27 protein-coding genes are annotated in these 26,704 nt (G+C 59.1%); 17 read left to right on the top strand and 10 right to left on the bottom strand.

Going from position 1 to position 26,704, the window contains the following annotated elements:
* Positions 1–32 precede the first annotated feature (32 nt).
* Positions 33–1,079, bottom strand: coding sequence for an ABC transporter ATP-binding protein (locus AC2FFD_RS07000; protein ID WP_170346865.1), 1,047 nt, complete (start codon positions 1,077–1,079; stop codon positions 33–35).
* Positions 1,080–1,243: 164 nt separating this feature from the next.
* On the opposite strand from AC2FFD_RS07000, the gene AC2FFD_RS07005 reads away from it, so the two are divergent.
* Positions 1,244–2,245 carry a nuclear transport factor 2 family protein gene (locus AC2FFD_RS07005; RefSeq protein WP_496872749.1) on the top strand — a complete coding sequence of 334 codons (1,002 nt, stop codon included), beginning with the start codon at positions 1,244–1,246 and terminating at the stop codon, positions 2,243–2,245.
* Complete coding sequence (locus tag AC2FFD_RS07010; RefSeq protein WP_496872649.1) at positions 2,242–3,114, top strand: amidohydrolase family protein; 873 nt, start codon at positions 2,242–2,244, stop codon at positions 3,112–3,114. The genes AC2FFD_RS07005 and AC2FFD_RS07010 overlap by 4 nt, the downstream gene beginning before the upstream one ends.
* 97 nt (positions 3,115–3,211) lie before the next feature.
* On the opposite strand, the gene AC2FFD_RS07015 is transcribed toward AC2FFD_RS07010, so the two are convergent.
* From AC2FFD_RS07015 to AC2FFD_RS07030, 4 genes are read right to left on the bottom strand one after another with little or no spacing between them, the layout of a single operon-like run.
* Positions 3,212–4,249, bottom strand: a complete 1,038-nt coding sequence (locus AC2FFD_RS07015) for an ACP S-malonyltransferase (RefSeq protein ID WP_496872651.1) — start codon at positions 4,247–4,249, stop codon at positions 3,212–3,214.
* A complete protein-coding gene (locus AC2FFD_RS07020; protein ID WP_496872653.1) occupies positions 4,246–6,435 on the bottom strand; it encodes a thiamine pyrophosphate-dependent enzyme in 2,190 nt (729 codons plus the stop codon). Before AC2FFD_RS07020 ends, AC2FFD_RS07015 begins: the two co-directional genes overlap by 4 nt.
* An 11-nt stretch (positions 6,436–6,446) precedes the next feature.
* Positions 6,447–7,649 (bottom strand): acyl-CoA dehydrogenase, encoded by a 1,203-nt coding sequence (locus tag AC2FFD_RS07025; protein ID WP_170346870.1) that lies wholly within the window; start codon positions 7,647–7,649, stop codon positions 6,447–6,449.
* Positions 7,646–8,821, bottom strand: a complete 1,176-nt coding sequence (locus tag AC2FFD_RS07030; RefSeq protein WP_496872655.1) for a pyridoxal phosphate-dependent aminotransferase — start codon at positions 8,819–8,821, stop codon at positions 7,646–7,648. The genes AC2FFD_RS07025 and AC2FFD_RS07030 overlap by 4 nt, the downstream gene beginning before the upstream one ends.
* 89 nt (positions 8,822–8,910) lie before the next feature.
* On the opposite strand from AC2FFD_RS07030, the gene AC2FFD_RS07035 reads away from it, so the two are divergent.
* The gene (locus AC2FFD_RS07035) at positions 8,911–9,816 is read left to right on the top strand and encodes a LysR substrate-binding domain-containing protein (RefSeq protein ID WP_496872656.1); all 906 of its coding nucleotides are present in this window, start codon (positions 8,911–8,913) and stop codon (positions 9,814–9,816) included.
* Positions 9,817–9,860: 44 nt separating this feature from the next.
* Here the strand turns inward: AC2FFD_RS07035 and AC2FFD_RS07040 are convergent, their stop codons facing one another.
* The gene (locus AC2FFD_RS07040; protein WP_425079121.1) at positions 9,861–10,736 is read right to left on the bottom strand and encodes a LysR family transcriptional regulator; all 876 of its coding nucleotides are present in this window, start codon (positions 10,734–10,736) and stop codon (positions 9,861–9,863) included.
* Between the two features lie 132 nt (positions 10,737–10,868).
* Here AC2FFD_RS07040 and AC2FFD_RS07045 point away from each other — a divergent pair, with 132 nt between their 5' ends.
* The 11 genes from AC2FFD_RS07045 to AC2FFD_RS07095 all read left to right on the top strand — a co-directional run bounded on the left by AC2FFD_RS07045 (position 10,869) and on the right by AC2FFD_RS07095 (position 20,018).
* Positions 10,869–11,834 (top strand): NAD(P)-dependent oxidoreductase, encoded by a 966-nt coding sequence (locus AC2FFD_RS07045; protein ID WP_425079120.1) that lies wholly within the window; start codon positions 10,869–10,871, stop codon positions 11,832–11,834.
* A 35-nt stretch (positions 11,835–11,869) separates the two neighbouring features.
* The gene (locus AC2FFD_RS07050; RefSeq protein WP_496872657.1) at positions 11,870–12,082 is read left to right on the top strand and encodes a hypothetical protein; all 213 of its coding nucleotides are present in this window, start codon (positions 11,870–11,872) and stop codon (positions 12,080–12,082) included.
* 98 nt (positions 12,083–12,180) lie between these two features.
* Positions 12,181–13,212: a sterol desaturase family protein gene (locus AC2FFD_RS07055; RefSeq protein WP_496872659.1), complete on the top strand. Its 1,032-nt coding sequence runs from the start codon at positions 12,181–12,183 to the stop codon at positions 13,210–13,212.
* Between the two features lie 168 nt (positions 13,213–13,380).
* Positions 13,381–14,196: a PaaX family transcriptional regulator C-terminal domain-containing protein gene (locus AC2FFD_RS07060; RefSeq protein WP_170556109.1), complete on the top strand. Its 816-nt coding sequence runs from the start codon at positions 13,381–13,383 to the stop codon at positions 14,194–14,196.
* A gap of 233 nt (positions 14,197–14,429) precedes the next feature.
* Positions 14,430–15,632: a 3-oxoadipyl-CoA thiolase gene (pcaF, locus tag AC2FFD_RS07065; RefSeq protein WP_496872662.1), complete on the top strand. Its 1,203-nt coding sequence runs from the start codon at positions 14,430–14,432 to the stop codon at positions 15,630–15,632.
* Between the two features lie 15 nt (positions 15,633–15,647).
* Positions 15,648–16,625: a 1,2-phenylacetyl-CoA epoxidase subunit PaaA gene (gene paaA, locus AC2FFD_RS07070; RefSeq protein ID WP_152460123.1), complete on the top strand. Its 978-nt coding sequence runs from the start codon at positions 15,648–15,650 to the stop codon at positions 16,623–16,625.
* Positions 16,626–16,648: 23 nt separating this feature from the next.
* Entirely contained in the window at positions 16,649–16,933 is a 285-nt protein-coding gene (gene paaB / locus AC2FFD_RS07075; RefSeq protein ID WP_050604311.1) for a 1,2-phenylacetyl-CoA epoxidase subunit PaaB, read from the top strand.
* Positions 16,933–17,691 carry a 1,2-phenylacetyl-CoA epoxidase subunit PaaC gene (gene paaC, locus AC2FFD_RS07080; RefSeq protein WP_170346878.1) on the top strand — a complete coding sequence of 253 codons (759 nt, stop codon included), beginning with the start codon at positions 16,933–16,935 and terminating at the stop codon, positions 17,689–17,691. The genes paaB and paaC overlap by 1 nt, the downstream gene beginning before the upstream one ends.
* A gap of 6 nt (positions 17,692–17,697) precedes the next feature.
* Entirely contained in the window at positions 17,698–18,156 is a 459-nt protein-coding gene (gene paaD, locus AC2FFD_RS07085; protein WP_496872665.1) for a 1,2-phenylacetyl-CoA epoxidase subunit PaaD, read from the top strand.
* Positions 18,157–18,169: 13 nt separating this feature from the next.
* Positions 18,170–19,243, top strand: a complete 1,074-nt coding sequence (locus tag AC2FFD_RS07090) for a 2Fe-2S iron-sulfur cluster-binding protein (protein ID WP_496872668.1) — start codon at positions 18,170–18,172, stop codon at positions 19,241–19,243.
* A 13-nt stretch (positions 19,244–19,256) separates the two neighbouring features.
* Positions 19,257–20,018, top strand: a complete 762-nt coding sequence (locus tag AC2FFD_RS07095; protein WP_425079116.1) for a Phenylacetic acid catabolic protein — start codon at positions 19,257–19,259, stop codon at positions 20,016–20,018.
* 254 nt (positions 20,019–20,272) lie between these two features.
* Here the strand turns inward: AC2FFD_RS07095 and AC2FFD_RS07100 are convergent, their stop codons facing one another.
* Positions 20,273–21,325: a zinc ABC transporter substrate-binding protein gene (locus tag AC2FFD_RS07100; protein WP_496872669.1), complete on the bottom strand. Its 1,053-nt coding sequence runs from the start codon at positions 21,323–21,325 to the stop codon at positions 20,273–20,275.
* A 57-nt stretch (positions 21,326–21,382) separates the two neighbouring features.
* Here AC2FFD_RS07100 and AC2FFD_RS07105 point away from each other — a divergent pair, with 57 nt between their 5' ends.
* Genes AC2FFD_RS07105 through AC2FFD_RS07115 form a run of 3 tightly spaced genes read left to right on the top strand, consistent with a single transcriptional unit; the run spans position 21,383 to position 23,435 of the window.
* The gene (locus AC2FFD_RS07105; protein ID WP_170346883.1) at positions 21,383–21,895 is read left to right on the top strand and encodes a Fur family transcriptional regulator; all 513 of its coding nucleotides are present in this window, start codon (positions 21,383–21,385) and stop codon (positions 21,893–21,895) included.
* Positions 21,896–21,897: 2 nt separating this feature from the next.
* Positions 21,898–22,638, top strand: a complete 741-nt coding sequence (locus AC2FFD_RS07110; protein WP_170346884.1) for a metal ABC transporter ATP-binding protein — start codon at positions 21,898–21,900, stop codon at positions 22,636–22,638.
* Positions 22,638–23,435 (top strand): metal ABC transporter permease, encoded by a 798-nt coding sequence (locus AC2FFD_RS07115; RefSeq protein ID WP_170346929.1) that lies wholly within the window; start codon positions 22,638–22,640, stop codon positions 23,433–23,435. Before AC2FFD_RS07110 ends, AC2FFD_RS07115 begins: the two co-directional genes overlap by 1 nt.
* A gap of 117 nt (positions 23,436–23,552) precedes the next feature.
* Here AC2FFD_RS07115 and AC2FFD_RS07120 read toward each other — a convergent pair whose 3' ends face one another.
* Genes AC2FFD_RS07120 through AC2FFD_RS07130 form a run of 3 tightly spaced genes read right to left on the bottom strand, consistent with a single transcriptional unit; the run spans position 23,553 to position 26,664 of the window.
* A complete protein-coding gene (locus AC2FFD_RS07120) occupies positions 23,553–24,626 on the bottom strand; it encodes a BMP family ABC transporter substrate-binding protein (protein ID WP_170346885.1) in 1,074 nt (357 codons plus the stop codon).
* A 31-nt stretch (positions 24,627–24,657) separates the two neighbouring features.
* Entirely contained in the window at positions 24,658–25,578 is a 921-nt protein-coding gene (locus AC2FFD_RS07125; protein WP_170346886.1) for an ABC transporter permease, read from the bottom strand.
* A 3-nt stretch (positions 25,579–25,581) separates the two neighbouring features.
* Entirely contained in the window at positions 25,582–26,664 is a 1,083-nt protein-coding gene (locus AC2FFD_RS07130) for an ABC transporter permease (RefSeq protein ID WP_170346887.1), read from the bottom strand.
* Between the last annotated feature and the right edge of the window lie 40 nt (positions 26,665–26,704).

The following is a 26,704-nucleotide window of genomic DNA, read 5'->3' on the forward strand; positions in this document are numbered from 1 at the left end:
CGGCGTTATGCCCTTGCGGGCCGTTTGTGGGGTCAGCCCCCGATCCGCGCACCGCTTCCAGCTTCGAAGAGGTGACAGATTTCCGTCGGCACCGAGAACGAGACCGTTTCGCCAATCTCGGCGCGGAATGCTTTGTCTGCTTTCACCGAAACCAGAGCTCCGCCGACCCGAACCGAGATCATGGTCGCGTCGCCCAGCAATTCCAGCGTATAGATCGGAGCGGTGATCTGACCTTTGCCATCGGCAAGGCTGGCATCTTCGGCCCTGAAGCCCAGTGTCATTGGGCCATCCGGTGCGTCCACAGCAATTTCGACATGCTCGGCGCGGAAAATTCCGCCGGCAACTTCGCCATCCATCAAATTCATTGCAGGTGAACCGATGAAGCTGGCGACGAACGTATTCGCGGGACGGTCATAGATTTCGGTCGGGCTTCCGACCTGCTGAACCACGCCCTGTTTCATCACGACGACGCGGTCGGCAAGGGTCATGGCCTCGATCTGGTCGTGGGTGACGTAAATGGTGGTGACGGCCAGCTCATGGCTCAGGTTCTTGATCTGGGCCCGGGTGGAAACCCGCAGCTTGGCGTCCAGATTGGACAACGGCTCGTCCATCAGGAACACGTTGGGTTCGCGAACGATGGCACGTGCAAGTGCCACACGCTGTCTCTGACCACCCGACAACTCGGCTGGCTTGCGATGCAGAAAATCGTCCAGTTCAACCATCGCGCTGGCGCGGCGCACTTTTTCGTCGTGGGTTGCCGGGTCGATACCACGCACTTTCAGCGGAAAGCGGATATTCTCGTAAACGTTCATGTTGGGATACAGAGCGTAGCTTTGGAACACCATCGCCACGTCGCGGTCCTTGGGCTCCAGATCATTGATCACGTTGCCGTCGACAAGGATTTCGCCCTCCGTCACGTCTTCAAGGCCGGCGATCATGCGCATGGTGGTTGTCTTGCCGCAGCCGGATGGGCCGAGCAGCACCAGAAACTCGCGATCTGCAATCGTCAGGTCAAAATTGTGAACCCCAACGAATGAGCCCCATCGCTTGCCGACGTTCCGCAATTGAATTTCCGCCATGGTGCCCCCTGCAAGGAATCGTTTTGCATACGTTTGCAAAACTGTAATTCGCATGTATTAAATCAGGCAAGACTTTTTTGCATACGTATGCAAAAATGGCAGGGGAAATCCGACTCAATCTGGCCTCACGCCGCTCGCAAAACTATGACTACAATGGTAAAACCGTGAACTTTCAGACAGAAAAAAAACTGGTCTCTGCGTTTCACACCGCACTGGACTGCGCCACAGTGACGGAAACTCCTAAGGTGATGAGCCAATTCTGCGCTTCGGATTTGAGGTGGCGCGGCTTTCACCCGTTCAACGAAATCAACGGCGCCGAACAGGTTGCCCGGCAATTCTGGCAGCCGCTGAAGGGCAGCCTTGCTCACGTGCAGAACCGAGTGGATATTCTGTTTGCGGGGCAAAACGCGTTGCGCAAGGAAACCGACGTTTGGGTTGTTGCCATGGGCCATCTGATGGGGCTGTTCGACCGACCGTGGCTGGGTATTCGCCCGACCGGCAAGATGGCATTCCTGCGCTATTGCGCGTTCTACAAGGTGGCCGGCGGCAGAATTGTCGAAACGGCGATGTATTTCGACATCCCGCACCTGATGGTCCAGGCTGGCCAGAACCCGTTCCCCCCCCAGACCGCGGCACATCTGGTGCAGCCCGGACCGAGGTCCCATGATGGTTTGCTGCTTGATGAGCAACCCGCAGACGAAGGCGAAAAGACGCTGGCGGTCATCAACGCGATGATTGCGGATCTGGGTCGTTGGGACAGCGGACTGTCGCTGGAAGAAGAATTGGCGCGAACGTGGCATCAGGACATGATCTGGTGGGGCCCCGAAGGAATTGGCGCGACCTACACGATAGAACGCTATGCCAGGCAACACTCTGGCCCGTTTCGCGCCGCCTTCACGGACCGGTCAAAGACCAATCACGTCTGCCGTCTGGCCGAAGGGCATTACGGTGGCTTCTTTGGATGGCCCAACTTCACTGCCACGCCCACAGGGGGTTTCATGGGGATGCCAGCCACCGGCAAACCCGGCGAATTCAGGGTGATCGATATCTATCGCCGCGTCGAAGACAAGCTGGCCGAAAACTGGATCTTCATCGACTTGCTGCATTTCTGGAAAGGGCAGGGTGTGGATATTCTGGCGCGTACCACCGGGATCGAAGCATCATGAAGATAGATGCGCATCACCACCTGTGGGACCTTTCCGCCGTGCACTACCCCTGGCTTACAGAGAAAGGTATCGTTCGGTTTTTCGGCGATCCGTCTTCCATCCAGCGGGACTATTTGCTGCCGGAGTTTCGCGCGGACGCCGAAGCCATGGGGTTCGGCGCTTCGGTTCACATTCAGGTCGGCGCCGCTGACCCCTGGGCCGAGGCGCAGTGGGTACAATCCGTTGCCGACCAGTTCCCGGACTGGCCGTTGGTGCAGGTGGCATTCTGCGATCTGACATCGGATGATCTGGATGCACAGCTCGACCGTCTTCAAACCCTGCCTTCAGTGCGTGGCGTTCGTCAGATTATTGGCCGGGCTCCGGGTGAAGACGCGCTTTCAGGGACCAACGTCCTGCTGCAAGACCCAAAATTCTTGGAAGGTCTTGTGAATCTGGGTGCGCGCGGTCTTTCCTTTGATCTTCAACTGCTGCCTGAGCTGATGGGTCAAGCCGCGAATGTCCTTGCACAGGTTCCGGAGACCCGGATCGTTCTTTGCCACGCAGGTTCGCCCTACGACCGGACTCCGCAAGGGTTGCGACGGTGGGCAGATGAATTGACGGCCTTGTCAAACTTGCGACATGTCTTTTGCAAGCTCTCCGGCCTGGGAATGTTCGACCACAACTGGAACGCTGAAAGTGTCTCGCCGATCGTTTCAACTTGCCTGTCCCAGTTTGGCGCCGATCGCTGCATGTTCGGATCGAATTTCCCGGTCGACAGCCTTACTTCGACCTACACGGAAGCCGTTTCCCGGCATGAGAAACTCATCCCGGGGTCGATGCTGGACGACGTCTTTCGCGGCACATCAAAACGTTTCTATCGCATTGAATAGCGACGGTCGTGACAACCGGACCCCCTGCACCGGTTTTCTGAGACGGCTTGGCAATCCCGGCGCGCCGGCTCAGAGGCTGACCGGCGGGCCCGCAGGTTCATGTCACCTGTTTCCTTTGATCATCCATTCCCATCGAACACAGAATCGGGCTGTTTCTCTGGCGAGACTGGAATGTCGACTTGTCCGACAGTCCGGACCAATTGGTCAGGATCAGGCTTTGTGCGACGGCTCCGCCCAGCGTGGTGCCGGGACCGGTCACAATGAACAGATCCGGTGCGAACTCATGCGCGGCTTGCGCTATGGCATGGGTGAAATCATAAGTTTCGGTCACTTGGTGGCCCAATGTGTAATCCCAAAGCGCATTCGGGTCGCACGCTCCGGGCCACCATATCCGGCCACGACCGTCGATCAGGGGCAGGTCCGGTTGCCGAAACAGGCCAGCGCCCAGTTGCGTGCGGCCCTGCGCCGAGACCGGAGCCTGAAGATGCGAATGGAACCCGGCATGGTTGGCCAATCGCATTGGAAAACGTTCCTGAACCACCGGTACGGCCTTTTCGAACGCGGCCAAACCGGCGTCATCGCCTGCAAGCACCAACATGCCGCCCAGATCAATCGACAGCGTCAGCGTTGCATCGGTTCGGTCAATGTCATCCACCAAGGCAAGCAGCTCTGCCTTGCGGACCCGGTCAGGATGCCAGTCGGAATCCATGAAAGGATAGATCAATTGGCCGCCGATCATGTTTTCCTGCATCAGAGTGCCCATGGTGTTGACCACCTCGAACCCTCCTTCGGCTGACAGCGCACCGCCGCAGGCCAGCGCCGAATACCAGCCCATCGAATTTCCCGTAACCGCAACCACTTCGATTTTGTCAGGGTTGATGGCGCGGAAATCGCCCAGAGTAGCGGCATAGATCAAAGCAGATGCATTGTCGCCGCGCGTGTGCTTGGCAATGGAATATCGGGCGGCACCGTCCAGTTCGCTGAGGGTATCTTGTCCCTGGGCGCGCCGCATGTCATCAAAGCGCCGCAGCAGGGCCTTGTCGCTGAATTGCCGGCTCAAGATACCCAGTTCGGGTTTGTTGTAAGTACCCCGGCCAGGGCAGATGACGACGGCAGTCTGTTTGGCGGAACTCATGTGCCGGCCTCCATCAAGGATCGCGCGGCGGCCTCGATACTGTCTTTCGATGGCATGGTTGCAGCATAGGCCGGGCCTGTTGCGATAAAGCTGTCTTCGGCGGTAATACGAGCCAGCTGCACATCGGTGGTTTCGTGGAAATGCGCCATCAAAGCTTCGGCCACGCCGCCATGGTGGCGGGTTTCGTCGACGATCAGGATGCGTTTGGCCCCGGTTACGGCCCGTGTCAGTGCCGCTTTGGGCAAAGGGGACAACCAGCGCATATCGATGATCCGTGTCTTGATCCCGTCGGCCTGCAAGGCCGTGCGCGCCTGATGGCTGAGATAGACGCCATTTCCAAAGGTGACGATGGCCAGATCGTCACCGTCACCGTCCACGCCCACCTCGCCGAATCCGATCTTTTCAGAAGGGTCGGGATAGGTTTGCATCCAGCCGCCGTCTCCGGCCTCGTGCAGGTCCCGCATCGGGTAGAGCGCGATGGGTTCGAGGAAGACGACCAGCCGCTGTTCTTCACGCGCGAGGCGCACGCATTCACGCAGCATCCGCGCGGCGTCGGCACCGTTCGACGGGCAGGCCAGGATCAGGCCCGGAATGTCTCGCAATACAGCGACCGAGTTGTCGTTGTGGAAATGTCCCCCAAACCCTTTTTGATACCCCAGCCCGGCAATGCGCACGACCACCGGATTGGTATATTGACCATTCGAGAAAAAGGGCAGGGTGGCGGCCTCACCACGCAGCTGATCCTCGGCATTGTGAAGATACGCCAGAAACTGGATTTCAGGCATTGGCGTGAACCCGTTCTGCGCCATGCCGATCGCCAGGCCCAGGATCGACTGTTCGTCCAGCAACGTGTCGATCATCCGGTCAGGGCCAAACCGTGTTTGCAGCTTTTGGGTCACGCCGTAAACGCCGCCCTTGCGCCCGACATCTTCGCCCATCATAACGATCTCGCCATGTTCCAGCATCAGATCGGTCAGGGCCCAGTTGATCAATCGCGACATGATCTGCGGTTCGGAATGGGCCTTGAGATCGCCGCCGAACACCTCGGCCCGACGCTCGGGGGTTGGGCCGTTGGTCGGCGCGCAGGGGCGTGCGGGCGGGATCAGGCTGGCCATCACCTCTTTTGCGTTTTGCAGGCGCGGGCGTGTAACAGCCTGTTCGGCCACGCGGGCGACCCGGGCGCAGGTATCACTATAGACGCCTAGCGCCTGGTCCGGGCTCATCGCGCCGCACTGATCCAGCAGGCGCACGGAATGCAGCAGCGGGTCGTTGGCCTCTTCGGCCTCAACCTCGGCCTTTGGCATATAGGTGGTTGGCATATCGGCCCCGGCGTGACCGTACAAACGAACAGTCCGAACATGCAGGAAGGCGGGTTTCTTTCGGCTGCGCACATAGTCGGCCGCCTGTTGCGCGACGCGGTAGGTGTCGAACAAATCCAACCCGTCGCACGAGAAATACTTCAGGCCCGGACGGTTGGCGAAAGTGGCCGCGATCCAGCCTTTCGGCGTTTTGGTCGAGATGCCGATCCCGTTGTCTTCGCAGCAGAACATCAGGGGCAGAGGCACAGATTGAAAGGACGTCCACTGCGCCGTGTTGAACGCGCCCTGTGCGGTGGAGTGGTTGGCCGAGGCATCCCCGAAGGAACAAAATACGATGGCATCCTCGGGCATGTCTGCATGCTCAGGGCGATGACGCCGTGCAGCGGCGACGGCATATGCCGCGCCGACCGCTTTGGGAAGATGGCTGGCGATGGTCGAGGTCTGCGGCGGAATGCACAGCGCTTTCGATCCCAGAACCTTGTGACGCCCGCCACTGATCGGGTCCTCGGAAGACGAGGCAAAGGACAGCAGAATATCCCATGTCGGGCTTTGGCCCGGCACCTGATCCGAGCGGGTAATCTGAAAGGCCGCATCGCGGTAGTGCAGAAAGGCCGGATCGGTCGGGCGCAGGGCTGCGGCAACGGCCGCCATGCCCTCATGTCCGGACGACCCGATCGTATAGAACCCCTGACCGGCCGTCTGCATCGCGCGGCTTTGCCGGTCCAGCGCCCGGCTCAGGCATTGCGCCCTGTAAAGCGCGACGGCTTCATGACCGCTCAGCGGCCCGGTCGGTGCGGACCCTTCGGGAAAGTCCCGCGCCGCAACACGGCGCAGGAAATTGTCATGCACGATTGCGGCGCGATCCATGTCAGATGTCCTTAGGCGAAGGCTTGCAGACCTGTCTGCGCACGGCCCAGGATCAGGGCGTGCACATCATGGGTGCCTTCATAGGTGTTGACGGTTTCAAGGTTCACCATGTGACGGATCACGTGAAAGTCCTGACTGATCCCGTTGCCACCATGCATGTCGCGGGCATGACGGGCGATCTCAAGCGCCTTGCCGCAATTGTTCCGTTTGATCAGGCTGACCATCTCGGGCGCGGCGCGGGCCTCGTCCATCAGGCGACCCACGCGCAGCGCGGCTTGCAGGCCCAGCGTGATCTCGGTCTGCATGTTGGCAAGCTTCAGCTGGAACAGTTGAGTCTGCGCCAGCGGACGGCCGAACTGTTTGCGGTCCAGCCCGTATTGCCGGGCCGCGTGCCAGCACGCCTCGGCGGCGCCCATCGACCCCCAGGCAATGCCGTACCTCGCACGGTTCAGACAGCCGAACGGGCCCTTCAGACCTTCGACATTGGGCAGCAGAGCGTCTTCGCCGACCTCGACATTGTTCATCACGATCTCACCGGTGATCGAGGCGCGCAGAGACAGCTTGCCTTCGATCTTGGGCGCCGACAGTCCCGCCGTTCCCTTATCCAGAACAAAGCCCTTGATCTTGCCGCCATGCGCCTCGGACTTGGCCCAAACGACGAACACATCGGCGATCGGGGCGTTCGAGATCCACATTTTGGACCCGTTCAGCACATAGCCGCCCTCGGTTTTCCTTGCGACGGTCTTCATCGAACCGGGGTCGGAACCGGCATCGGGTTCCGTCAGCCCGAAGCAGCCGATAAATTCGCCGGTTGCCAGTTTGGGCAGGTACTTCTGGCGCTGCTCTTCGGTGCCGTATGCGTAAATCGGATACATCACCAAACTGGACTGCACCGACATCATCGAACGATAGCCGCTGTCCACACGCTCGACCTCGCGCGCGACCAGGCCATAGGTCACATAGCTGGACCCAATGCCGCCATATTCCTCGGGGATGGTTGTCCCCAGCAAACCCATCTCACCCATCTCGCGAAAGATGGCCGGGTCGGTTTCTTCATTGGCAAACGCGGCAGTTACCCGAGGCAGCAGCTTGTCCTGCGCGTAGGCATGTGCTGCGTCACGAACCATGCGTTCGTCTTCGGCCAACTGGTCTTCCATCAGGAACGGGTCGTCCCAGGTGAAGGGACCGAGATGCGGGGCGGATTGAGGTTTCATGCAAGTTTCCTTTCCACAGCGGTTTTCAGACGTGCAAGGCCCGCTGCAATAGTATCTTCGGCATAAGCGAACGACAGGCGAAAATGGCCCGGCATCCCAAAGGCGCGGCCGGGCACCAGGGCAACGCCGGCATCTTCCAGCAACCACGTGCAGAATTCCGCGTCGCTGTCAAATGGCCCGCCTTGTTCCTTCAGCAGGCCAGCGCAGGACGGAAAGGCATAAAACGCCCCGTCCGGGGTGGAACAGCGCAGCCCGGGCACGGCATTCAACCCGTCGACGACCAGATCGCGGCGCGCGACAAACAGGGCGCGACGCTCCTCCAGCAACTCGGGTTCGCAAGTGATCGCGGCCAGCGAGGCCCATTGCGAGATCGAGCATGCCCCTGATGTGACCTGACCCTGAACAGCGATCATGGCGCTTATCAGATCGGTCGGTCCGACCCCCCAGCCGATGCGCCATCCAGTCATCGACCACGCTTTGGCCACACCGTTGACGATCAGCATGCGATGGGTCAGCGCCGGGGCGGCCTCGGCCGCGGACGTGAAAGGTGCAAAGCTGAGATGGCGATAAATCTCATCGGCCAGAACCCAGACCTGCGCGTGGTGCTTCAGCACTTCTGCCAGCCCCGCAAGTTCTGCCTTCGAATAAATCGCGCCCGACGGGTTCGAGGGCGAGTTCAGCATCAGCCAGCGGGTGCGCGGCGTAATGGCGGCCTGCAATTGTTCAGGCAGCAGTTTGAAGCCCTGCTCCATCGGGCAGGGCAAAACCACCGGCACCCCACCTGCCATCCGGACAATATCGGAATAACTCGTCCAATAAGGTGCAGGCATGATCACTTCGTCGCCGGGGTTAAGGCTGGCCAGCATGGCATTCGCGATCACCTGTTTCGCGCCTGTTGAAACGATGACCTGAGCCATCTCGGCCCCCGCTTGTCGGGCGATTTCCGTGCGCAGCGCAGGCACACCCGCAGTGGGCGGGTACTTGGTTTTGCCCTCCAGTGCCGCTGAATGCGCAGCTTCGACCACATGGGGCGGCGTCGGCAGGTCCGGTTCGCCGGTAGACAGCGCAAGAATATCACGCCCTTGGGCGCGCAGGCGGGCGGCGGTCTCTGAGATCTGGACGATTTCCGACAATTCGATACCGTTCAACCGGTCAGCGCGCTGGAACACCATGAACCTTCCTCTGCAAACAGGTTCGGTTCTAGCCAGAAAGTCACTTGAGAAAAATACGCCAGTAAGTATCCTTTCAGTGACTAAAACTCATGAATGTCATGCCCCGGATCAATTCACTTCCATCTCTTGCGCTCATGCGCAGTTTCGAAGCCGCCGCGCGCCATGAAAGCTATACCATGGCGGCCGAGGAGCTTGGCGTGACCCAAAGCGCGATCAGCCGTCAGGTCCGAGAGCTTGAGGCCGCGATTGGCGTTACGCTGTTTCGGCGGGTCGGACGCGCAGTGCGCCTTTCCAAGGCGGGGCGGGCCTTGCGGGACGAGCTGGCAGGTGATCTTGAGCGTCTCAGTGGTACGATCAACCGTGCAATTGCAGCCGGAGACGGTGCGTCGCTGTTGACCCTGGCCGTCCTGCCCACCTTTGCGACACGGTGGCTGGTGCCGCGCCTGCCGGATTTCAAAACGCGCCATCCCGGGATCGAACTGGATCTGCATTCCTACACGACTCCTTTCAGCCTTGAAGAACGACGCATGGATCTGGCCATCCATTTCGGGCAGGAGGATTGGCCGGGTGCGCAACTGCGCAGGTTGTTCCCCGAGCATCTGATGGTCACGGCAGCACCCGCGCTGCTGAGACGTCACAGGCTGGACACCCGCGCGCAAACCTTTGATCTGCCGCTTTTGCATCTGACCTCGCGCCCCGAACTGTGGTCCACCTATCACTCTCAACTCGGGCTGGATCCGGGGGCGGTTTTTCCGGGGATGCGGTTTGACCAGTTCTCGATGCTGATCGAGGCCGCCGTCGTCGGTTTGGGTGCCGCCATTCTGCCCTCTTACCTGATAGAAGAAGAGCTGGCGTCCGGCGTTCTGACCGAAATCGGCCAGATCACCAACACGTCGAACAGCGCCTATTACATTGCGACGCCAACTGGTCAGAAGAACGACGCGGTTCAGGCTTTTGCAAACTGGATCAGCAAGCAGACGCGGGCACGCGCGTAACTGGGCAAATACAGAAGATTGAACTCATTGCCCGCAGGCACGTCTCAGGCAAAAACCTGTTTGAGCCAGGTTTCAAACATCTGTTTTGCCGCAGAGTTCGCGTTCGATCTCTGGCCATCGACAAGGAAATGGCTCTGTTCGATTGGAATGGCGTCCCCGACAATCGCGATGGATCTTCCGGCCTCGATTGCCGTTCTGGCAAAGCGCTCAAGGATTACAGCGTATCCTCCACCTTCCGCCACGATGTCCACGGCGGCAATTGTCGTGTCCACGGTGAAGGCAGACGCCGCAGGAGAATACTCTGTGCCGAAAGCGGAAAAATACCGGTGCCACATGTCCTGAAATCCCAAAATCTGTATCTGGGGCTTGACCAGCAGTTCTTTCGTCGAAGGCCATTTCCGTTCTCGTGATCTGGCAGCAACCGGAACGATGCGCTCATCCGAGATCTTGCTGAACGGCCCGTCGTTCCATTCCCCGTTCCCCAAACGCAGTTCGACATCGACGTTTTCCCTGCCTGCGGATTCTGCCCAGATGTTTGAAACCAACCTGATCGACACACCCGGGTGTGTGCGTGAAAACTCGGGCAATCTGCCGGCAAGGAACAAGCTGGCCGTGGAAATCGGCACACGCACGACCAGCTCGTGCTTTTGACTGGAGCCAAACAGGCTTGCGGTTGACAGGTCGATATCGCCCAAGGCACGCCGAACTGAAAACGCATAGGCCTGCCCGACCTCTGTCAGGCTGAGGTTGCGCGCGGCGCGAAAGAACAAAGGACAGCCCAGCTGAGCTTCCAATGAGCGGACGTGCAGGCTCAAGGCCGTCTGTGTGATGCCAAGTTCTTCTGCCGCAGCAGTAAAGCTCATATGCCGTGCGGCACAGTCAAAAGACCGCAGCCAGACCAGATTGGGCGATTTAGACATTTCCAGCACCAAAAAATTTTATGGATGCTGGCGATGTTTATTCGTTTTACACGCTGCATTCAACGCCCGTAGATTTCATCAGGGAACAACAGTGCTGGTCCTCTGATTGGCCACCGGAAAGGGAACGCAGGTATGAAAGTTGGATTCATCGGCCTTGGAAATGTCGGCGGGAAACTCAGTGGCAGTTTGCTGCGCAATGGCGTTGATCTGACCGTACATGATCTGAGTTCTGACCTGGTGTCAGGTTTCGTCGACCGCGGGGCAAAGGCTGCCGAGAATCCGGCACAACTGATGCGGGATTGTGATGCGGTCATCACCTGCCTGCCTTCTCCGGCGGCTTCGGACGCCGTGATGCAGGAAATGCTGCCCGAAGTGACCGAGGGCAAAATCTGGATGGAAATGTCCACGACGGATGAAGCAGAGGTCAAGCGTCTGGGTGCGATGGTGAAGGAACGCGGTGGCGCTGCCGTCGATTGTCCGGTTTCGGGCGGGTGTCATCGGGCGGATACCGGCAACATTTCGATTTTTGCCGGATGTGATCGCGCCACGTTCGAACGTATTCTGCCCTTTCTGACCACGATGGGGCGTCGCATCCTTCATACCGGTGAGCTGGGATCTGCTTCGGTGCTGAAAGTGCTGACCAACTATATGGCCACCGCAAACCTGATCACCTGTTCAGAGGCGCTTGTCGTCGCCAAGGCCGCCGGAATGGATTTGAACACGGCGTATGAAGCAATGAAGATCAGTTCGGGGACATCCTTCGTGCATGAAACCGAAAGCCAGGTTATCCTAAACGGATCTCGCGATATCTCGTTCACGATGGACCTGGTGTTGAAGGATATCGGCCTGTTTCAGGAGGTCGCGGATCGCGCCGGGGTGCCGCTGGAGATCAATCCGCTGATGATCGAGATTTTCAGGGACGGGATCGAGAAATACGGCCCTCGTGAGTTTTCCCCCAACATCATCCGCCGGCTTGAAGACAAAACCGGGCTGGAAATCCGCGCGCCGGGGTTCCCATCGGAAATGCGGGACGATGAACCTGAAGAGCCCGGTTACGAAGTGATCCCGCAAGGATCTGACCTGAAGGCCGCCGAATAGGGCGGTGCGCGGCGGGCAGGAAACGGATCTACTGTATGGCGGATCATCATTCTTGCGCCGTTGCATTCGCCGACATGGGCGGATCCTGCATCACGCCTGAAGCAAATCGGCTGGAACGTCTGGCCGTTTTTCGTGCCGCCGTTTCTGGGGGGAACGGTTCGCTTTCCGCTGCCGGTGTCCGCAAGAAACCGGATGGGCGGGGCAGGTCGCGCAAAGCGGTCGACAACCGCCGCCCGTCCCGCGAATAGGTCACATCATGTATCGCCGGCCATCACGCAAACATCCTTACGAGCCGCCTCCGGCTTGGTCCTGAAAAAGGCGACTTTATTCAGGAAAGGACAATCGCGTGACGACCCCAGATGGGAACCCTCAGGACACCACCAAAGCACCCCCCGAGCCCGGCCCCATGAGCCGCGAATGGCATTGGCACCCGAACTTGCCGGTGAAATACGCCCCGTACTGGAACTGGCCGCCGAAAACCGGCGTCCTGGCGAAATGGGTTTGGCAGAACTGGCTTCAGTTCTCGGACCGCTCGATCTTTCTGGCCTTGGCCTTCCTGGTGGCCTTCTGGGTACAACCCGTCGGTGTCGGGCAGGCCTCGTTTGCCCCGGGCTGGGTGTCATGGGTGTTCATTCGGAACTGGGTGCTACTGTTGATCGTCGCCGGTGGCCTGCACATGTGGTTCTATGGGGTCGACGGGCAGGGAAAGCTGCTGAAATACGACCCACGGCCTTACATGAAGCGCAAGAACACTTTGTACAAGTTCGGCTATCAGACGTGGGACAACATCTACCATTCGATGGTCTTTGGCGCGACATTCCTGTCGATGCTGGAGTGCTTTCTGCGCTGGATGTATGCCAACAACTATATCGCCACGCTCAGCTTCGCGGCGCATCCGGTCTGGTTCGTGTTGCTGTTCCCGACCCTGGCGATCTGGCAGAGCTTTCATTTCTACGTTGTACACCTGCTTCTGCATCAGCCGTTCATCTACAGACATGTTCACGCCGTGCATCACCGCAACGTCAATACCGGCCCATGGTCGGGCATGTCGATGCATCCGGTCGAGGCTTTCGGGTATCTCAGCGCCATCCTGATCGTGTTGGTATTGCCCAGCCACCCGGTGCACATGATCTTTCTGGGCTATTGGCTTATGCTGGGTGCCGCCTCGTCTCATTCCGGGTACGAGGCCATCTGGGCGCGCGACCGTCAGGCGTTGTTGATCGGGGCGTTTTTCCACCAGTTGCATCACCGTTATTACGAATGCAATTACGGCAACGCGGAAATGCCCTGGGACAAGTGGTTCGGAACCTATCACGACGGCTCGGAAGAGGCCACGAAACGAACACGCAACCGCAAACGTGACATGCACGCCAAATAGAGCGGCGCGCAACGCGGGCGGTGCACAGATGGCACCACTTTGGCGGATCACTTGTTTTGCCCGACAGCGCTTGACTGAACCGACCCGGTTGGCGAAATCCTGACCCTGTACGAAACTGGGCGTGCGGGGCCGGATGGCATTTCCTTCGGGCCCGATTATACTGGGCAAATGAAAGATACTGCTCCAGATTGGTTTGAATCCTGTGTCAGCCGGCTGACCACGACAAGCACCCAGCGGGTGTGGTCAGTTCTGGTCACGATTTTCGGCGATCTGGCGCAGGATGGGTCGGATCAGATCAGTGGATCACTCATCACGGCGCTTACGCGTCTGGCGGGGATCAGGGCCGAGGCCACACGGGTTGCGTTGCATCGGTTGCGCAAGGAAGGCTGGATTGAAAGCACGCGGGTCGGTCGGAACAGTGTGCACAGGCTGACCAGCTTTGGTCGCCGTCAAAGCGTTGCAGCCGCACCGCGTATCTATTCCCGCGACTCGAACATGCCGGATATCTGGCATGTTCTTATCGCCAGCAACTCGGAAAGTTCCCGGAAGGAATTGTCGGATCTGATGCTGACAGGGGATTACTTCTCGCTGAATGCGTCCACGGCCATGGCGCCCGGGCCGATGCCGGATGATCTTGAGGAGCTTCTGGGTTTCGAGAGCGACACGATCTCCGTCCCGAACTGGCTTCGCGACCTGTGCGGGCCGGAGCCGTTGAAAACCGCCTATGATCAATTCTGGGATGCCATTCAGGTTGTTGAGCGGCTTTTGCCCGCAGAGGGGGCGGGCGATCCGATGCGTTCGGCGGTTCTGCGTGTTCTGGTCGTGCACGCCTGGCGACGCATCGTTCTGCGCCATCCAAGCCTGCCGCCGGTTTTCCTGCCGGACGACTGGAAAGGTGCGGCGTGCAGAGAAGCTGTCTCGCACTTGTTGGAAAGGCTGCCGCGCCCCTCGCTATCGAGCTTGGAAGCCGAACTGATGGACTGACCCACAGCGGGGCAAAGTTCGGGCGAGCTGTTGGGTTTCCTGCCATAATCAAAAAGTGACTGCGCTGTTTTGTGCCGTCGCAAAAACCGCTTCGGTCAGAAGGCACCTTTAATGTTACAGGATGTGCGACATGTGAGAAGATTGAGTAACATAAGTCTTGCATCGAATCAGGGGAGGATTTATTAACCGACCAGACGGTTGATATTGTTCCGTGGGAACAGGAGTACTCTAAGATGGACGCTTTCATTTGTGACGCGACGCGCACTCCGATCGGACGGTACGGAGGGGCGCTATCGTCGGTCCGCACAGATGATCTGGCTGCTCTTCCGTTGGCGGCATTGAAGGCGCGCAACCCTCAGGTCGACTGGGCCAGTGTTGACGACGTGATCTATGGCGATGCCAATCAGGCGGGCGAGAGCAACCGAAACGTTGCGCGTATGGCTGCTCTTCTGGCGGGTTTGCCGATTGACGTTCCGGGAACGACGGTGAACCGTCTATGTGCCAGCGGCATGGATGCTGTGGGAATGGCGGCGCGCGGCATCAAGGCGGGCGACTACGATCTGGCCATCGCGGGGGGCGTGGAAAGCATGTCGCGCGCGCCGTTCGTGATGCCCAAGGCAAGTTCGGCGTTTACCCGCAGCAATGCGGTGTACGACACCACGATCGGCTGGCGTTTCGTGAACCCGAAGATGAAGCAGGCATACGGCGTCGATTCCATGCCGCAAACGGCCGACAATGTCGCCGAAGACTATGGTATCAGCCGGGAAGACCAGGATGTCTTTGCCGCGCGCAGCCAGTCCCGCTGGGCCACCGCGCACGCGGCAGGCGTGTTCAAGGATGAAATCACCCCGGTTTCGGTTCCCCAGCGCAAGGGCGATCCGATTGTCGTTGATACGGATGAGCACCCGCGCCCGGGAACAACGGCCGAAAAACTCGCGGGTCTGAAAGGTGTGAACGGGCCCGACAAGACCGTGACGGCGGGGAATGCGTCTGGTGTGAATGATGGTGCGGCGGCGATTCTGATGGCGAATGAGGCCGCAGCAGCCAAGAACGGTCTGACCCCGATGGCCCGAGTGGTTGGCATGTCGGTTGCGGGTGTTGCGCCACGTGTGATGGGCATCGGCCCGGTACCGGCCAGCCGCAAGGTGTTGGCCCGGGCAGGGCTGAGCGTGGATCAGATGGACGTGATCGAACTGAACGAGGCGTTTGCGTCTCAGGGCCTTGCCACATTGCGCGAGCTGGGTCTTCCCGACGACGCGGCCCACGTGAACCCCAATGGTGGTGCGATAGCGCTGGGCCATCCCCTTGGCATGAGCGGTGCGCGTCTTGTGCTGACCGCGGCCTATCAATTGAAACGTACCGGCGGGCGCTATGCCCTGTGCACCATGTGTGTGGGTGTCGGGCAGGGTGCGGCCCTTATACTTGAACGCGTGTAACGGAGGAGACGGGACATGTATGCTCAGATGGTAGAATCCGAAGCATCGAATGAAGATCCGGACAAGCTTGCTGAATTCCAGGCGCGGATCGACGCGGATATCAAGATCGAGCCCAAGGACTGGATGCCTCACGGGTATCGCAAGACGCTGATCCGTCAGATTGGTCAGCACGCTCATTCCGAGATTGTGGGTCAATTGCCCGAAGGCAACTGGATCACGCGCGCGCCGACACTGGAGCGGAAGGCGATCCTTCTCGCCAAGGTGCAGGACGAGGCCGGGCATGGTCTTTACCTGTATTGTGCCGCCGAAACGCTGGGTGTCAGCCGCGATGAGCTGACCGAGATGCTGCTGGATGGCCGCATGAAATACTCGTCGATCTTCAATTACCCGACCTTGAACTGGGCCGATATCGGTGCCGTCGGGTGGCTGGTTGACGGCGCGGCGATCATGAACCAGGTGCCGCTGCAAAGAACGTCCTACGGGCCGTATTCGCGCGCGATGATCCGCATCTGCAAGGAAGAAAGCTTTCACCAGCGTCAGGGGTACGATGCCATTCGCAAGATGGCCGAAGGTACGCCCGAGCAACGCAAGATGGCGCAGGATGCGATGAACCGTTTCTGGTACCCGTCACTGATGATGTTTGGCCCGTCCGACAAGGACTCGGTGCATTCGGCCCAGTCGATGGCGTGGAAGATCAAGATCAACACCAATGACGAGCTGCGCCAGAAATTCGTCGACCAGACCGTGCCGCAGGCTGAGTATCTGGGCCTGACGATCCCTGACCCGGATCTGAAGTGGAATGAAGAGCGGGGGCATTACGACTTTACGGAACCCGACTGGTCCGAGTTCTTTGACGTGATCAAAGGCAACGGCCCCTGCAACGTGGACCGGCTGGCCGCGCGCAACAAGGCATGGGACGACGGCAAGTGGGTCCGTGACGGGCTGTTGGCCCACGCCCGCAAGAAAAAGGCCGGCAATCTGGCTGCTGAATAAGCTTACCCTGAGGAGGATACCCGATGAATACCGAATGGCCCCTGTGGGAAATCTTCATCCGCGGTCAGCATGGGATGAGCCACCGACATGTCGGTTCGCTACATGCCCCTGACGCGGAAATGGCAATCAAGAACGCGCGCGACGTCTACACCCGCCGCAACGAAGGCGTCTCGATCTGGGTGGTCGAAGCCAACAATATCTCGGCGTCATCGCCCAGCGACAAAGGCCCGCTGTACGAACCAAGCGAAAGCAAGGTGTACCGGCACCCGACCTTCTTCGACATTCCCGATGAAGTGGGGGCAATGTGATGACCCGGGATGAGGCATTTCTGCAATTCCTGCTGCGGATGGGGGACAACACACTGATCCTCGGGCATCGTGTCAGTGAGTGGTGCGGCCATGCGCCGGTTCTGGAAGAAGACATAGCGCTGGCCAACACCGCGCTGGACCTGATTGGCCAGACCCAGATGTGGCTGGGCCTTGCAGGAGAGGCCGATGGTGGCAAAAGCGCCGACGATCTGGCTTTCCTGCGCGACGCCTGGGATTTCCGCAACGTGTTGCTGGTCGAGGTGCCGAACGGCGATTTCGGTCGTACGCTGATGCGTCAATTCCTGTTCGATGCGTGGCACTCGATCATGCTGGGACGCCTGATGGCATCTTCGGACCAGCGGGTTGCGGCAATCGCCGCCAAGGCCAGCAAGGAAGTGACCTACCATCTGGAACGTTCGGGCGACACGGTCGTGGGGCTTGGTGACGGAACCGAGGAAAGCCATGCCCGGATGCAGGACGCACTGGATTACCTGTGGCCCTATGTGGGCGAGATGTTTGCCAGCGACGAGGTTGACGCCCAGATGGTCGCCGCAGGTATCGCGCCGAACCCGGCGGATTTGCGAGAGGAATACGACGCGCTGGTTGAGCGGGTCCTCAATCAGGCAACGCTGAGTATTCCGGAAAGCCGTTTTGCCCATAAAGGCGGCCGCGACGGGCGCATGCATACCGAACATCTGGGCCATCTGCTGACGCAGATGCAATGGCTGCAACGCGCCTATCCCGGAGCAAAGTGGTAAGAGCGGATGCGGGTCTCGACTGACCAGATATGGAGCTGGCTGGATGCCGTGCCCGATCCCGAAATCCCGGTGATTTCCGTCGTGGATTTGGGCATAGTGCGCGATGTGCGCTGGGATGCTGACACGCTGGTCGTAACCGTCACGCCAACGTATTCCGGTTGCCCGGCGACATCCATCATCAGTCTGGATATCGAAACCGCGCTGCGCGATCACGGCATCGGGGATCTGCGCATAGAAACCAGCATTTCACCCGCCTGGACCACCGATTGGCTCAGCGAAAAAGGCCGCGCCAAGCTGGAAGACTATGGAATTGCGCCGCCGCAACCCGCGGGCGGCCCGGATCGCTGCCCGCATTGCGGCAGCAAAGCAGTCGAAAAGGTCAGCCAGTTCGGCTCGACCCCGTGCAAGGCCCATTGGCGCTGCACGGTCTGTCTGGAACCCTTTGACTATTTCAAGTGCATCTGAGGAGGAGCACCGGATGGCACGTTTTCACGACCTGAAAGTCACCGACATCCACAAAACCATCCGCGATGCGGTTGTCGTTACGCTTGAACCCGTTAACGGCGCAGCGGATCAGTTCGACTTCGCCGCCGGCCAGTACATGACGTTCCGGCGCGAATTCGACGGCGAAGAACTGCGCCGCTCCTACTCCATCTGTGCCGGCAAGGATGACGGTGTTCTTCAGGTCGGCATAAAACGCGTCGAGGGTGGCGCGTTCTCAAGCTGGGCAAATGAAGAGCTCAGCATAGGTGACGTCGTGCAGGCGATGCCACCAATGGGCAATTTTCACGTACCCATCGATGCGGATGCGGAAAAACACTACCTTGGCTTTGCCGGCGGATCGGGGATCACGCCTGTTCTGTCGATCCTCAAAACCACTTTGGCCCGCGAACCCAAATCCCGTTTTACGCTGATCTATGCCAACAAGGGCATCAACACGATCATGTTCCGTGAAGAACTGGAGGATCTGAAGAACCTCTATATGGGCCGGCTGAACGTCATCCACATTCTGGAAACGGACGCGCAGGAGATTGACCTGTTCACCGGTCTGGTAACGCAGGAAAAATGCCGCGAGCTGTTCAAGCACTGGATCGATGTCAAGACTGCCGACACCGCATTCATCTGCGGACCAGAGCCGATGATGCTGGGTATTGCCGCCGCTCTGCGGGAACACGGTCTTGAGGACAGCCAGATCAAGTTCGAACTCTTTGCCAGCGCCCAGCCGGGTCGGGCCAAGCGCGAGACAAGTGCGGCAGAGGCAGGCACGCAGGCAAACCAGACCAGCGCTTTGATCACATTGGATGGCGCGACGCAGACCGTGACCTTGCCGAAAGATCAGTCCATTCTGGATGCAGCCTTGGAAAATGCCATGGACGCGCCTTACGCCTGCAAAGCCGGGGTTTGTTCGACCTGCCGCTGCCGTGTTCTTGAGGGCGAGGTCGAGATGCTCGCCAATCACGCGCTGGAAGATTACGAGGTCGAAAAAGGTTACGTGCTGAGTTGTCAGGCTTACCCGGTGACCGACCGTGTGGTCGTGGACTACGACCAGTAAAGGGAGAGGATCAATGACCGACGCCATGACACTCGACAGCTACCTGGCCGCAGGCGGAGTGCTGACCAATCCGACCAACGTACCGCCGCGTTACCGCGCCGAGCTGATGAAACTGATGGCTACGTTTGTGGACAGCGAACTCGCAGGTGCCGCAGGCTTTGCTGATGTCATCAACCAGGGCCCTGGCATAAAGGAACGTATCGCGGCGGCGAAGATCGTGCTGGAAAAGACGGACCACGCGGACCGGGTTCTGAAAATCATGGGTGAGTTCGGCGCCGACACGGATCGTTATGCCACGCATCACCCCTGGACTGCCCGGTTGGATCGAAAAGCGGATATCGGCGCGACCCGCAGCGAACATGACATGCGGCTTGCAGTGTTCAATTATCCGATTGCCGGTTGGACTGACGCCGTCGTCATGAACCTGCTGATGAGCCGTGCCGTGGCAGAGCAACTGGCGGAGTTTTCGACCGTCTCTTATCAACCACTCGCCGAGGCTTTCCGGCAGATCGCGCCGGTCGAGGCGCATCACGGCGAACTGGCGTTGGAAGGTGCTGTGAAGCTGGTTGAAAACGGAGAGTCGCAAGATATGCAAGACGCTGTGGACTATTGGTGGCCCCGCGTAGCTGTGTCTTTCGGGAGGGATGACCCGAAACGATTTGAGCATCTGAGATCACTTGGCTTGCGCCACAGCACCAACGCTGCCCTTCGGGAAAGGTGGACGCGGGCAGCGGATGCAGCCCTGAAAAAGCTGGGTTTGAAATCACCTTCCTAAAAGCACGTCTCAAGGAGTGAGACCAATCCGTTTCCGAGGCGATCTGACAAGCGCGTTGGCGATTGAGATGTGTTCCTGAAGGATCGTTTGGTTGCAACACGCTGGGTCAGAGAAGCGGCAACGTCAGGTTTCCCTGACATTGCCGTAGGACATGATGCAGCTGCTGGTTTTTTCGGTCTGCGAGCTGATCCGCCCTGTCTCCTGAAAGGTTGAACCCGGCCGGTTTCTCAACCCGAGCCGGGTTTGCAACGGGGTTAGAGACACTCGGCCAGAGTTTTTGCCATGTTGAGAATGACTTGCGGGTAGAGATCCGCTCCGGGTTCCAGATCAGAGCCCAGCGGATCGATGACGCCCGTTTTGGCCTCGGTCCCGTCCAGCACGGTTTTGACGATGCCGGGGTTGAACTGTGGCTCGGCCAGAACGCAGTTGATACCTTCTTCGCGGATACGGCTTTGAATCTCGGCGATACGAGCCGGGCTCGGGTCCGAGGCGTCGGCGATGGAAATCGCACCTGCGGCAGGGAAGTCAAATGCGTCTTCGAAGTACTGGTAGGCGTCATGGAACACGACGAAGCTTCCTCCGCGAACCGGTCCAAGCGTCTCGGCCACTTGTGCAGACAGCGCGGCCATTTCAGCGCGCGCGGCTGCGGCATTGGCAAAATATGCACCTGCATTGTCCGGATCGGCAGACGACAGCTGTGCGGCGATCAGGTTCAGCCAGGTTTCTGCATTTGCGGGTGAAAGCCATGCATGTGGATCGTGCTCGCCATGCGCGTGATCGTGATGCTCATCATGCTTTTCTTGATCGGCATGTTCTTCGTGATCGTGGTCATCATCCTTGGCGTGGTCGTCGTGATCATGTTCATGATCATCATGATCGTGCCCGTCGTCTTCGACGTGCTCATCATCATGATCATGTTCCTCTTCGCCGGCATGATCATGTGCCTCGAAAACGGCGCTTTCGCGGAACTCCAGAAGAACCGTACCATCGGCGTCAAGTAGGGACGTGACCGTCGCACTGTCGGCAAGGTTTTCGATGGCGCTTTCCATCCAAGGTGTCAGGTCTTCTCCCACCCAGAACACCAGATCGGCATCCTGCAATGCCGCCGCCTCGGACGGGCGCAGGTTGTATTCATGAGGCGAGGCACCTGGTGCGACGATCAGGGCCGGTGTTCCGACGCCGTCCATAACCCGGGAAACAAGCGAGTGGATAGGCGCGATATCGACCGCAACGTTCGGAACGTCCGCGATGGCGGTTCCTCCCATCAATGCAACCGTGATCGAAACTGGAAGAAGCTTTCTGGACATCAGACCCTCTGTGTGATTTTATAACGTTACGAGTGGCAATACATGATATGAAATAACATGACAAGTGATACGAATCCTGTCTCTGTCGATGAGGCGGCCCCGGTCGGGTTTCAGGAACATGACCACCAGACTTGCGTCAAAACGGCGTTGCTATCCGCCGAGGCACGGTGCAAGGGCGAGGGGCTGCGCCTGACGCCGGTTCGCCGCAAGGTCTTGGAAATGCTGCTGCAAGAGCATCGGGCCCTTGGTGCCTATGCCATCCTTGACCGATTGCGAGAGGAAGGGTTCGGATCTCAACCACCGGTCGCCTATCGGGCGCTTGATTTCCTTGTTCAAAACGGGTTCGTTCACAAGATCGAGCGCCTGAATGCATTTGTCGCCTGTTCACATCCCGGCGCGTCGCATTCTCCGGCATTCATGATTTGCAGGAAGTGCGATGCGGTGGCCGAGGCGCAGTCTGCGCCGGCCAAAGGTGTTCTTGGTGCTGCTGCGCGCGCTGCGGGTTTCGAGATCGAGCGAACGGTTGTAGAAGCCGAGGGACTTTGCCCCGACTGCACCGAAAAGGCCTGAAAATGACGCTCGTCTGTGTCGAGAATCTCAGTGTGCGCTACGGCGCCAATACTGTTCTGAGCCATGTGGATATGGCAGTCGAACCTGGTGAGATCGTCACCATCGTCGGGCCAAACGGATCGGGTAAAACCAGCCTGTTGCGCGCCATCATTGGCGCGACCAGGCCATGTGCCGGGCATGTATCACTGAAACCCGGATTGAAGATCGGATATGTGCCGCAGAAACTGCATGTGGATCCCACCTTGCCAATCTCGGTCGAGAGGTTCATGCGCCTGACGGATCGCGTTTCACGTCGCCAATGCGTCGAGGCGCTGGAAACGGCGGGCGTCCCGGATCTGTTGAAACGTCAGATGTCGCAACTGTCGGGCGGTCAGTTTCAGCGTGTGTTGCTGGCGCGGGCGCTGATCAACAAACCTGACCTTCTGCTGCTGGATGAGGCGACCCAAGGGCTGGACCAGCGCGGTTCGGCGAGTTTCTACCAGCAAATCGAGGCCGTACGCCGCGAAACCGGATGTGCAATCCTGATGATCAGTCACGAATTGCACGTGGTCATGAGCGCCTCGGACAGGGTGATTTGTCTCAACGGGCATGTCTGCTGTGAAGGATCGCCGGCGGTGGTCGCTTCGGCACCCGAATACCGGGCCTTGTTCGGAACGGGAACAGGCGGTGCGCTTGCCCTGTACCGGCACGAGCACGATCACAATCACGACCATGATGCAAACCCTCAGGAAGCGGCGGAATGATGCTTGACGATTTCATGATGCGGGCAACGCTCGCAGGTATCGGTGTTGCGTTTGCGGCTGCTCCTCTTGGGTGTTTCGTGGTGTGGCGCCGCATGGCGTATTTCGGTGACGCAACCGCACATGCCGCAATTCTGGGCGTGGCCCTGTCGCTGACCTTTCAGATGTCGATCTTCACCGGAGCGCTGGCCGTTGCACTGATTATGGCGCTGACGGTCACCTTGTTGGCCGGTCGTGGCTATGCGATGGACACGCTGCTGGGGGTCCTGGCGCATTCCGCTTTGGCCTTCGGTCTGGTTGCTGTCTCGTTTTTGTCCGGCGTCCGCATAGATTTGATGGCGTATCTGTTCGGGGATATTCTTGCGGTTTCCCGATCGGATCTGCTGGTGATCTGGGGCGGCGCCGCGCTTGTCGTGGCGCTGATCGCCTGGCGATGGGCTCAGCTTTTGACGGCCACATTGAATGAGGAACTGGCCTATGCCAGTGGTTTCGACCCGAGACGGGAACAGTTGATCCTGACCCTGTCTCTGGCGGTAACCGTGGCTGTTGCGATCAAGGTCGTGGGGGTATTGCTGATTGCGGCGATGCTGATCATTCCCGCGGCGGCGGCACGAAATCTGGCCCGATCGCCCGAATCAATGGCATTGATAGCGGCCGCAATAGGCGCGTTTTCCGCGATTGCGGGGCTCAGAGCGGCTTATGTGTTCGATACTCCGGCGGGGCCTTCGATAGTCTGCGTGGCCGCTGTTTTGTTTGCCTGTCTCAGCCTGGTGGGGTGGCGAACGCAGGGCAGGGCTTGATCGACCCGGGCGGTATGCGAACGTCATTCACGCTAACCAGATGTTGTCCGATGCCGGTGCGCATAAAAAAGGCCCGCAGACCAGGTGCGGGCCTAATTCATTCCTTGATGAAAAAGCTTACTGCGGAATCTCGCCTTCCAGCCCTTCAACATAGAAGTTCATGCCAGCCAGCGTGCCATCGTCAGCAGTTTCGCCTTCAGCCAACCAGTCGCTTCCGTCCTGCTTCTTCAGCGGACCGGTGAACGCGTGATAGCTGCCATCTGCAAGCGCCGCCTTCAGGGCCAGCGCCTCTTCTTTGACATCTGCGGGAACCGCGTCCGAAATCTCGCCGATTTCGACCATTCCTGCTCCGATACCGTCCCAGGTGTTGGAGGATGTCCATGTCCCGTCCATTACCGCTTTAGTCCGCGCGATGTAATAGGGGGCCCAGTTGTCGATGATCGATGACACACGCGGGAGCGGTGCGTATTCGCTCATGTCCGATGCCTGACCGAAGGTGATCACGTTGCCGGCCTCTTGCGCCGCTGCTTGCGGTGCTGTCGAGTCGGTGTGTTGCAGGATTACGTCCGCGCCCTGTTCGATCAAAACGGTGGCGGCGTCAGCTTCTTTCGCCGGGTCGAACCACGTGTAGGCCCAGACGATCTTGAACTCGACATCCGGGTTCACCTTCTTGGCGTGGATATAGGCCGAGTTGATGCCGCGGATCACCTCGGGGATCGGGTAGGACCCGATATAGCCGATGATGTTCGACTTGGTCATTTTACCGGCGATGTGGCCCTGAACCGCGCGGCCTTCGTAGAAGCGGGCCGAGTAGACCGAGACGTTGTCGGCGGTTTTATAGCCGGTTGCATGCTCGAATTTCACGTTCGGGAATTTCTTGGCCACGTTGATGGTCGGGTCCATGTAACCGAACGAAGTGGTAAAGATCAGATCCGCGCCTTCCAGCGCCATCTGCGTCATCACACGCTCGGCGTCCGGGCCTTCGGGAACCGATTCAACGAATACGGTTTCAACCTTGTCGCCGAACTCTTTTTCAACGGCCTGCCGGCCCTTGTCATGTTCATAGGTCCAGCCGCCATCGCCGACCGGGCCGACATAGACGAAACCGACTTTGGTCTTGTCTTCGGCCATGGCCCCCGAGGCCAGACCCAGCGCCATGGCGGCGCTCGTCAGAAGTGCAGTGAATTTCATGTGTTACTCCCCAAATTGGTACTGTTGGCCCCTAGTGTGAGGCATGGAATATCCGGCCCAGCGAAGCAGGCGCGCTGCTCTTGTCGGCCGAAAGGATCACAAGCACAAGGATCGTGATGATATAGGGCGACATTGCCAGATACTCGACGGGAATGGCAACGCCTGCCGCCTGCAAATTAAGCTGCAACACGGTAATGCCGCCGAACAAATAGGCACCCAACAGGACCCGCCACGGTTTCCAGCTTGCAAAGACAACAAGGGCCAATGCGATCCAGCCGACTCCGGCGGTCATGCCCTCGGTCCACTGCGGTACGCGGATCAGGCTGATATAGGCCCCGCCCAGACCGGCGCAGGCGCCGCCGAACATGATGGCCAGAATGCGGATCTTGATCACCTTGTAGCCAAGCGCATGCGCGGCATCGTGGTTTTCACCGACGGCCCGCAGGATCAGACCAACACGCGTGTATTTCAGCACCGCCCAGACGGTCGCCGTGATCGCGATGCCCAGGTACAGGATCGGGTCATGTTGGAACAGGATCGGGCCGACAACCGGGATATCGCTGATCAGCGGAATATGGATGTCGCCCATACTGGGGGGTTTGATCCCCACATAGCTCTGCCCGATCAGTGCGCTGAACCCAAGGCCAAACAGGGTCAGAGCCAGACCGCTGGCCACCTGATTGGCCAATGCAAACTGCGTCAACAAGACGAACAGCAGCGAAAGAACAGCGCCGCCGATGGCGGCAGCGACAAAGCCCAGCCAGGGCGAGCCGGTCTCGACCGAAATCGCAAAGCCGCTGATCGCACCCACGATCATCATGCCTTCGACGCCGAGGTTCAGAACACCTGACTTTTCGACGACCAGCTCTCCGATTGCTGCAAGCAGCAGGGGCGTTGCGGCCACCATCAGTGAGGCGACCAGAAGTACGGGGTTGATTTGGCCAAGATCCATGAGTCACGCCACCTCTTTTCGGGCCGCACGGATGCGGTAGTTGGTCAACAGGTCTAAGGCCAGCAGGAAGAACAGAAGCATGCCCTGGAACACCTGAATGGCAGCGGCTGGCAGGCCCAGCTGAGACTGCGCGATTTCACCGCCGATATAGGTGAGCGCCATCAGAAACCCGGCAAGAAGTATGCCTACCGGGTGCAGGCGGCCCAGAAAGGCCACGATGATTGCTGTGAAACCATAGCCGACGTTGAAATCAATGCTGACCTGACCCGAAGGCCCGGATACTTCGAACATCCCGGCCAGACCGGCCAGAGCGCCGGACATCCCAAGACAGAACAGGATCAGGCGGGCGGGGTTTACACCCGCAAACTTGGCCGCACGGGGTGCTTCACCCGTCAAACGAATGTGGAAGCCCAACATGTGACGATTGAGCAGCACATAGGCAAAAATCACCGCGATGAAAGCCGCGACCACACCCCAGTGCATCCCGGAACCAATGATCAATTCAGCATTGTGAGCACTTTCATAAGATTGCAGGTTACGCGATCCCGGAAAGCCGAACCCCTCGGGGTTTTTCAGCAACCCCAGCGAAACCGAGGCCAGCATCTGCTCGGCCACGTAAACCAGCATCAGCGACACGAGGATTTCGTTGGTGCCGAAGCGTACTTTCAGAACAGCCGGGATCATTGCCCACAGCCAGCCACCGAAGGCACCTGCGATGACCATGATCGGGAATATGTACCATGCCTCAAGCGGGTAGAATGCCAGCCCGGCACCCGCACCGAAAATGGCGCCCATGATATACTGGCCCTCGGCCCCGATGTTCCAGATGCCTGCCCGAAACCCCAACGAAAGGCCGATGGCGATCAGCACCAGCGGCGCGCCTTTCACCAGCAGCTGCGGGCGGTAATAAAAGGCGAATTCACCAAAAAGAGGTTCCCAGAAGATGGTGCCGATGGCCTCGACCGGATTCTTGCCCAGTATGGCGAACAACAAACCACCAAAAAACATCGTCGCCAAAACTGCAACCAACGGCGTCGCATAAGACCAGACCCTGGAAGGCTGAGGACGTTTCTCCAGCACAATCATCAGCTCGTTCCCCTGACTTCTTCATCTTTTTTCAAATACT

It is taken from the genome of Ruegeria sp. YTSC002, from assembly GCF_059609845.1.

What these genes read in the sequence shown, in the direction of transcription:
- AC2FFD_RS07000 (WP_170346865.1), bottom strand. Translation starts at nt 1,079, where the DNA reads ATGGCGGAAATTCAATTGCGGAACGTCGGCAAGCGATGGGGCTCATTC.
- AC2FFD_RS07010 (WP_496872649.1), top strand. Translation starts at nt 2,242, where the DNA reads ATGAAGATAGATGCGCATCACCACCTGTGGGACCTTTCCGCCGTGCAC.
- AC2FFD_RS07015 (WP_496872651.1), bottom strand. Translation starts at nt 4,249, where the DNA reads ATGAGTTCCGCCAAACAGACTGCCGTCGTCATCTGCCCTGGCCGGGGT.
- AC2FFD_RS07020 (WP_496872653.1), bottom strand. Translation starts at nt 6,435, where the DNA reads ATGGATCGCGCCGCAATCGTGCATGACAATTTCCTGCGCCGTGTTGCG.
- AC2FFD_RS07025 (WP_170346870.1), bottom strand. Translation starts at nt 7,649, where the DNA reads ATGAAACCTCAATCCGCCCCGCATCTCGGTCCCTTCACCTGGGACGAC.
- AC2FFD_RS07030 (WP_496872655.1), bottom strand. Translation starts at nt 8,821, where the DNA reads ATGGTGTTCCAGCGCGCTGACCGGTTGAACGGTATCGAATTGTCGGAA.
- AC2FFD_RS07035 (WP_496872656.1), top strand. Translation starts at nt 8,911, where the DNA reads ATGAATGTCATGCCCCGGATCAATTCACTTCCATCTCTTGCGCTCATG.
- AC2FFD_RS07040 (WP_425079121.1), bottom strand. Translation starts at nt 10,736, where the DNA reads ATGTCTAAATCGCCCAATCTGGTCTGGCTGCGGTCTTTTGACTGTGCC.
- AC2FFD_RS07045 (WP_425079120.1), top strand. Translation starts at nt 10,869, where the DNA reads ATGAAAGTTGGATTCATCGGCCTTGGAAATGTCGGCGGGAAACTCAGT.
- AC2FFD_RS07050 (WP_496872657.1), top strand. Translation starts at nt 11,870, where the DNA reads ATGGCGGATCATCATTCTTGCGCCGTTGCATTCGCCGACATGGGCGGA.
- AC2FFD_RS07060 (WP_170556109.1), top strand. Translation starts at nt 13,381, where the DNA reads ATGAAAGATACTGCTCCAGATTGGTTTGAATCCTGTGTCAGCCGGCTG.
- pcaF (WP_496872662.1), top strand. Translation starts at nt 14,430, where the DNA reads ATGGACGCTTTCATTTGTGACGCGACGCGCACTCCGATCGGACGGTAC.
- paaA (WP_152460123.1), top strand. Translation starts at nt 15,648, where the DNA reads ATGTATGCTCAGATGGTAGAATCCGAAGCATCGAATGAAGATCCGGAC.
- paaB (WP_050604311.1), top strand. Translation starts at nt 16,649, where the DNA reads ATGAATACCGAATGGCCCCTGTGGGAAATCTTCATCCGCGGTCAGCAT.
- paaC (WP_170346878.1), top strand. Translation starts at nt 16,933, where the DNA reads ATGACCCGGGATGAGGCATTTCTGCAATTCCTGCTGCGGATGGGGGAC.
- paaD (WP_496872665.1), top strand. Translation starts at nt 17,698, where the DNA reads ATGCGGGTCTCGACTGACCAGATATGGAGCTGGCTGGATGCCGTGCCC.
- AC2FFD_RS07090 (WP_496872668.1), top strand. Translation starts at nt 18,170, where the DNA reads ATGGCACGTTTTCACGACCTGAAAGTCACCGACATCCACAAAACCATC.
- AC2FFD_RS07095 (WP_425079116.1), top strand. Translation starts at nt 19,257, where the DNA reads ATGACCGACGCCATGACACTCGACAGCTACCTGGCCGCAGGCGGAGTG.
- AC2FFD_RS07100 (WP_496872669.1), bottom strand. Translation starts at nt 21,325, where the DNA reads ATGTCCAGAAAGCTTCTTCCAGTTTCGATCACGGTTGCATTGATGGGA.
- AC2FFD_RS07105 (WP_170346883.1), top strand. Translation starts at nt 21,383, where the DNA reads ATGACAAGTGATACGAATCCTGTCTCTGTCGATGAGGCGGCCCCGGTC.
- AC2FFD_RS07110 (WP_170346884.1), top strand. Translation starts at nt 21,898, where the DNA reads ATGACGCTCGTCTGTGTCGAGAATCTCAGTGTGCGCTACGGCGCCAAT.
- AC2FFD_RS07115 (WP_170346929.1), top strand. Translation starts at nt 22,638, where the DNA reads ATGCTTGACGATTTCATGATGCGGGCAACGCTCGCAGGTATCGGTGTT.
- AC2FFD_RS07120 (WP_170346885.1), bottom strand. Translation starts at nt 24,626, where the DNA reads ATGAAATTCACTGCACTTCTGACGAGCGCCGCCATGGCGCTGGGTCTG.
- AC2FFD_RS07125 (WP_170346886.1), bottom strand. Translation starts at nt 25,578, where the DNA reads ATGGATCTTGGCCAAATCAACCCCGTACTTCTGGTCGCCTCACTGATG.
- AC2FFD_RS07130 (WP_170346887.1), bottom strand. Translation starts at nt 26,664, where the DNA reads ATGATTGTGCTGGAGAAACGTCCTCAGCCTTCCAGGGTCTGGTCTTAT.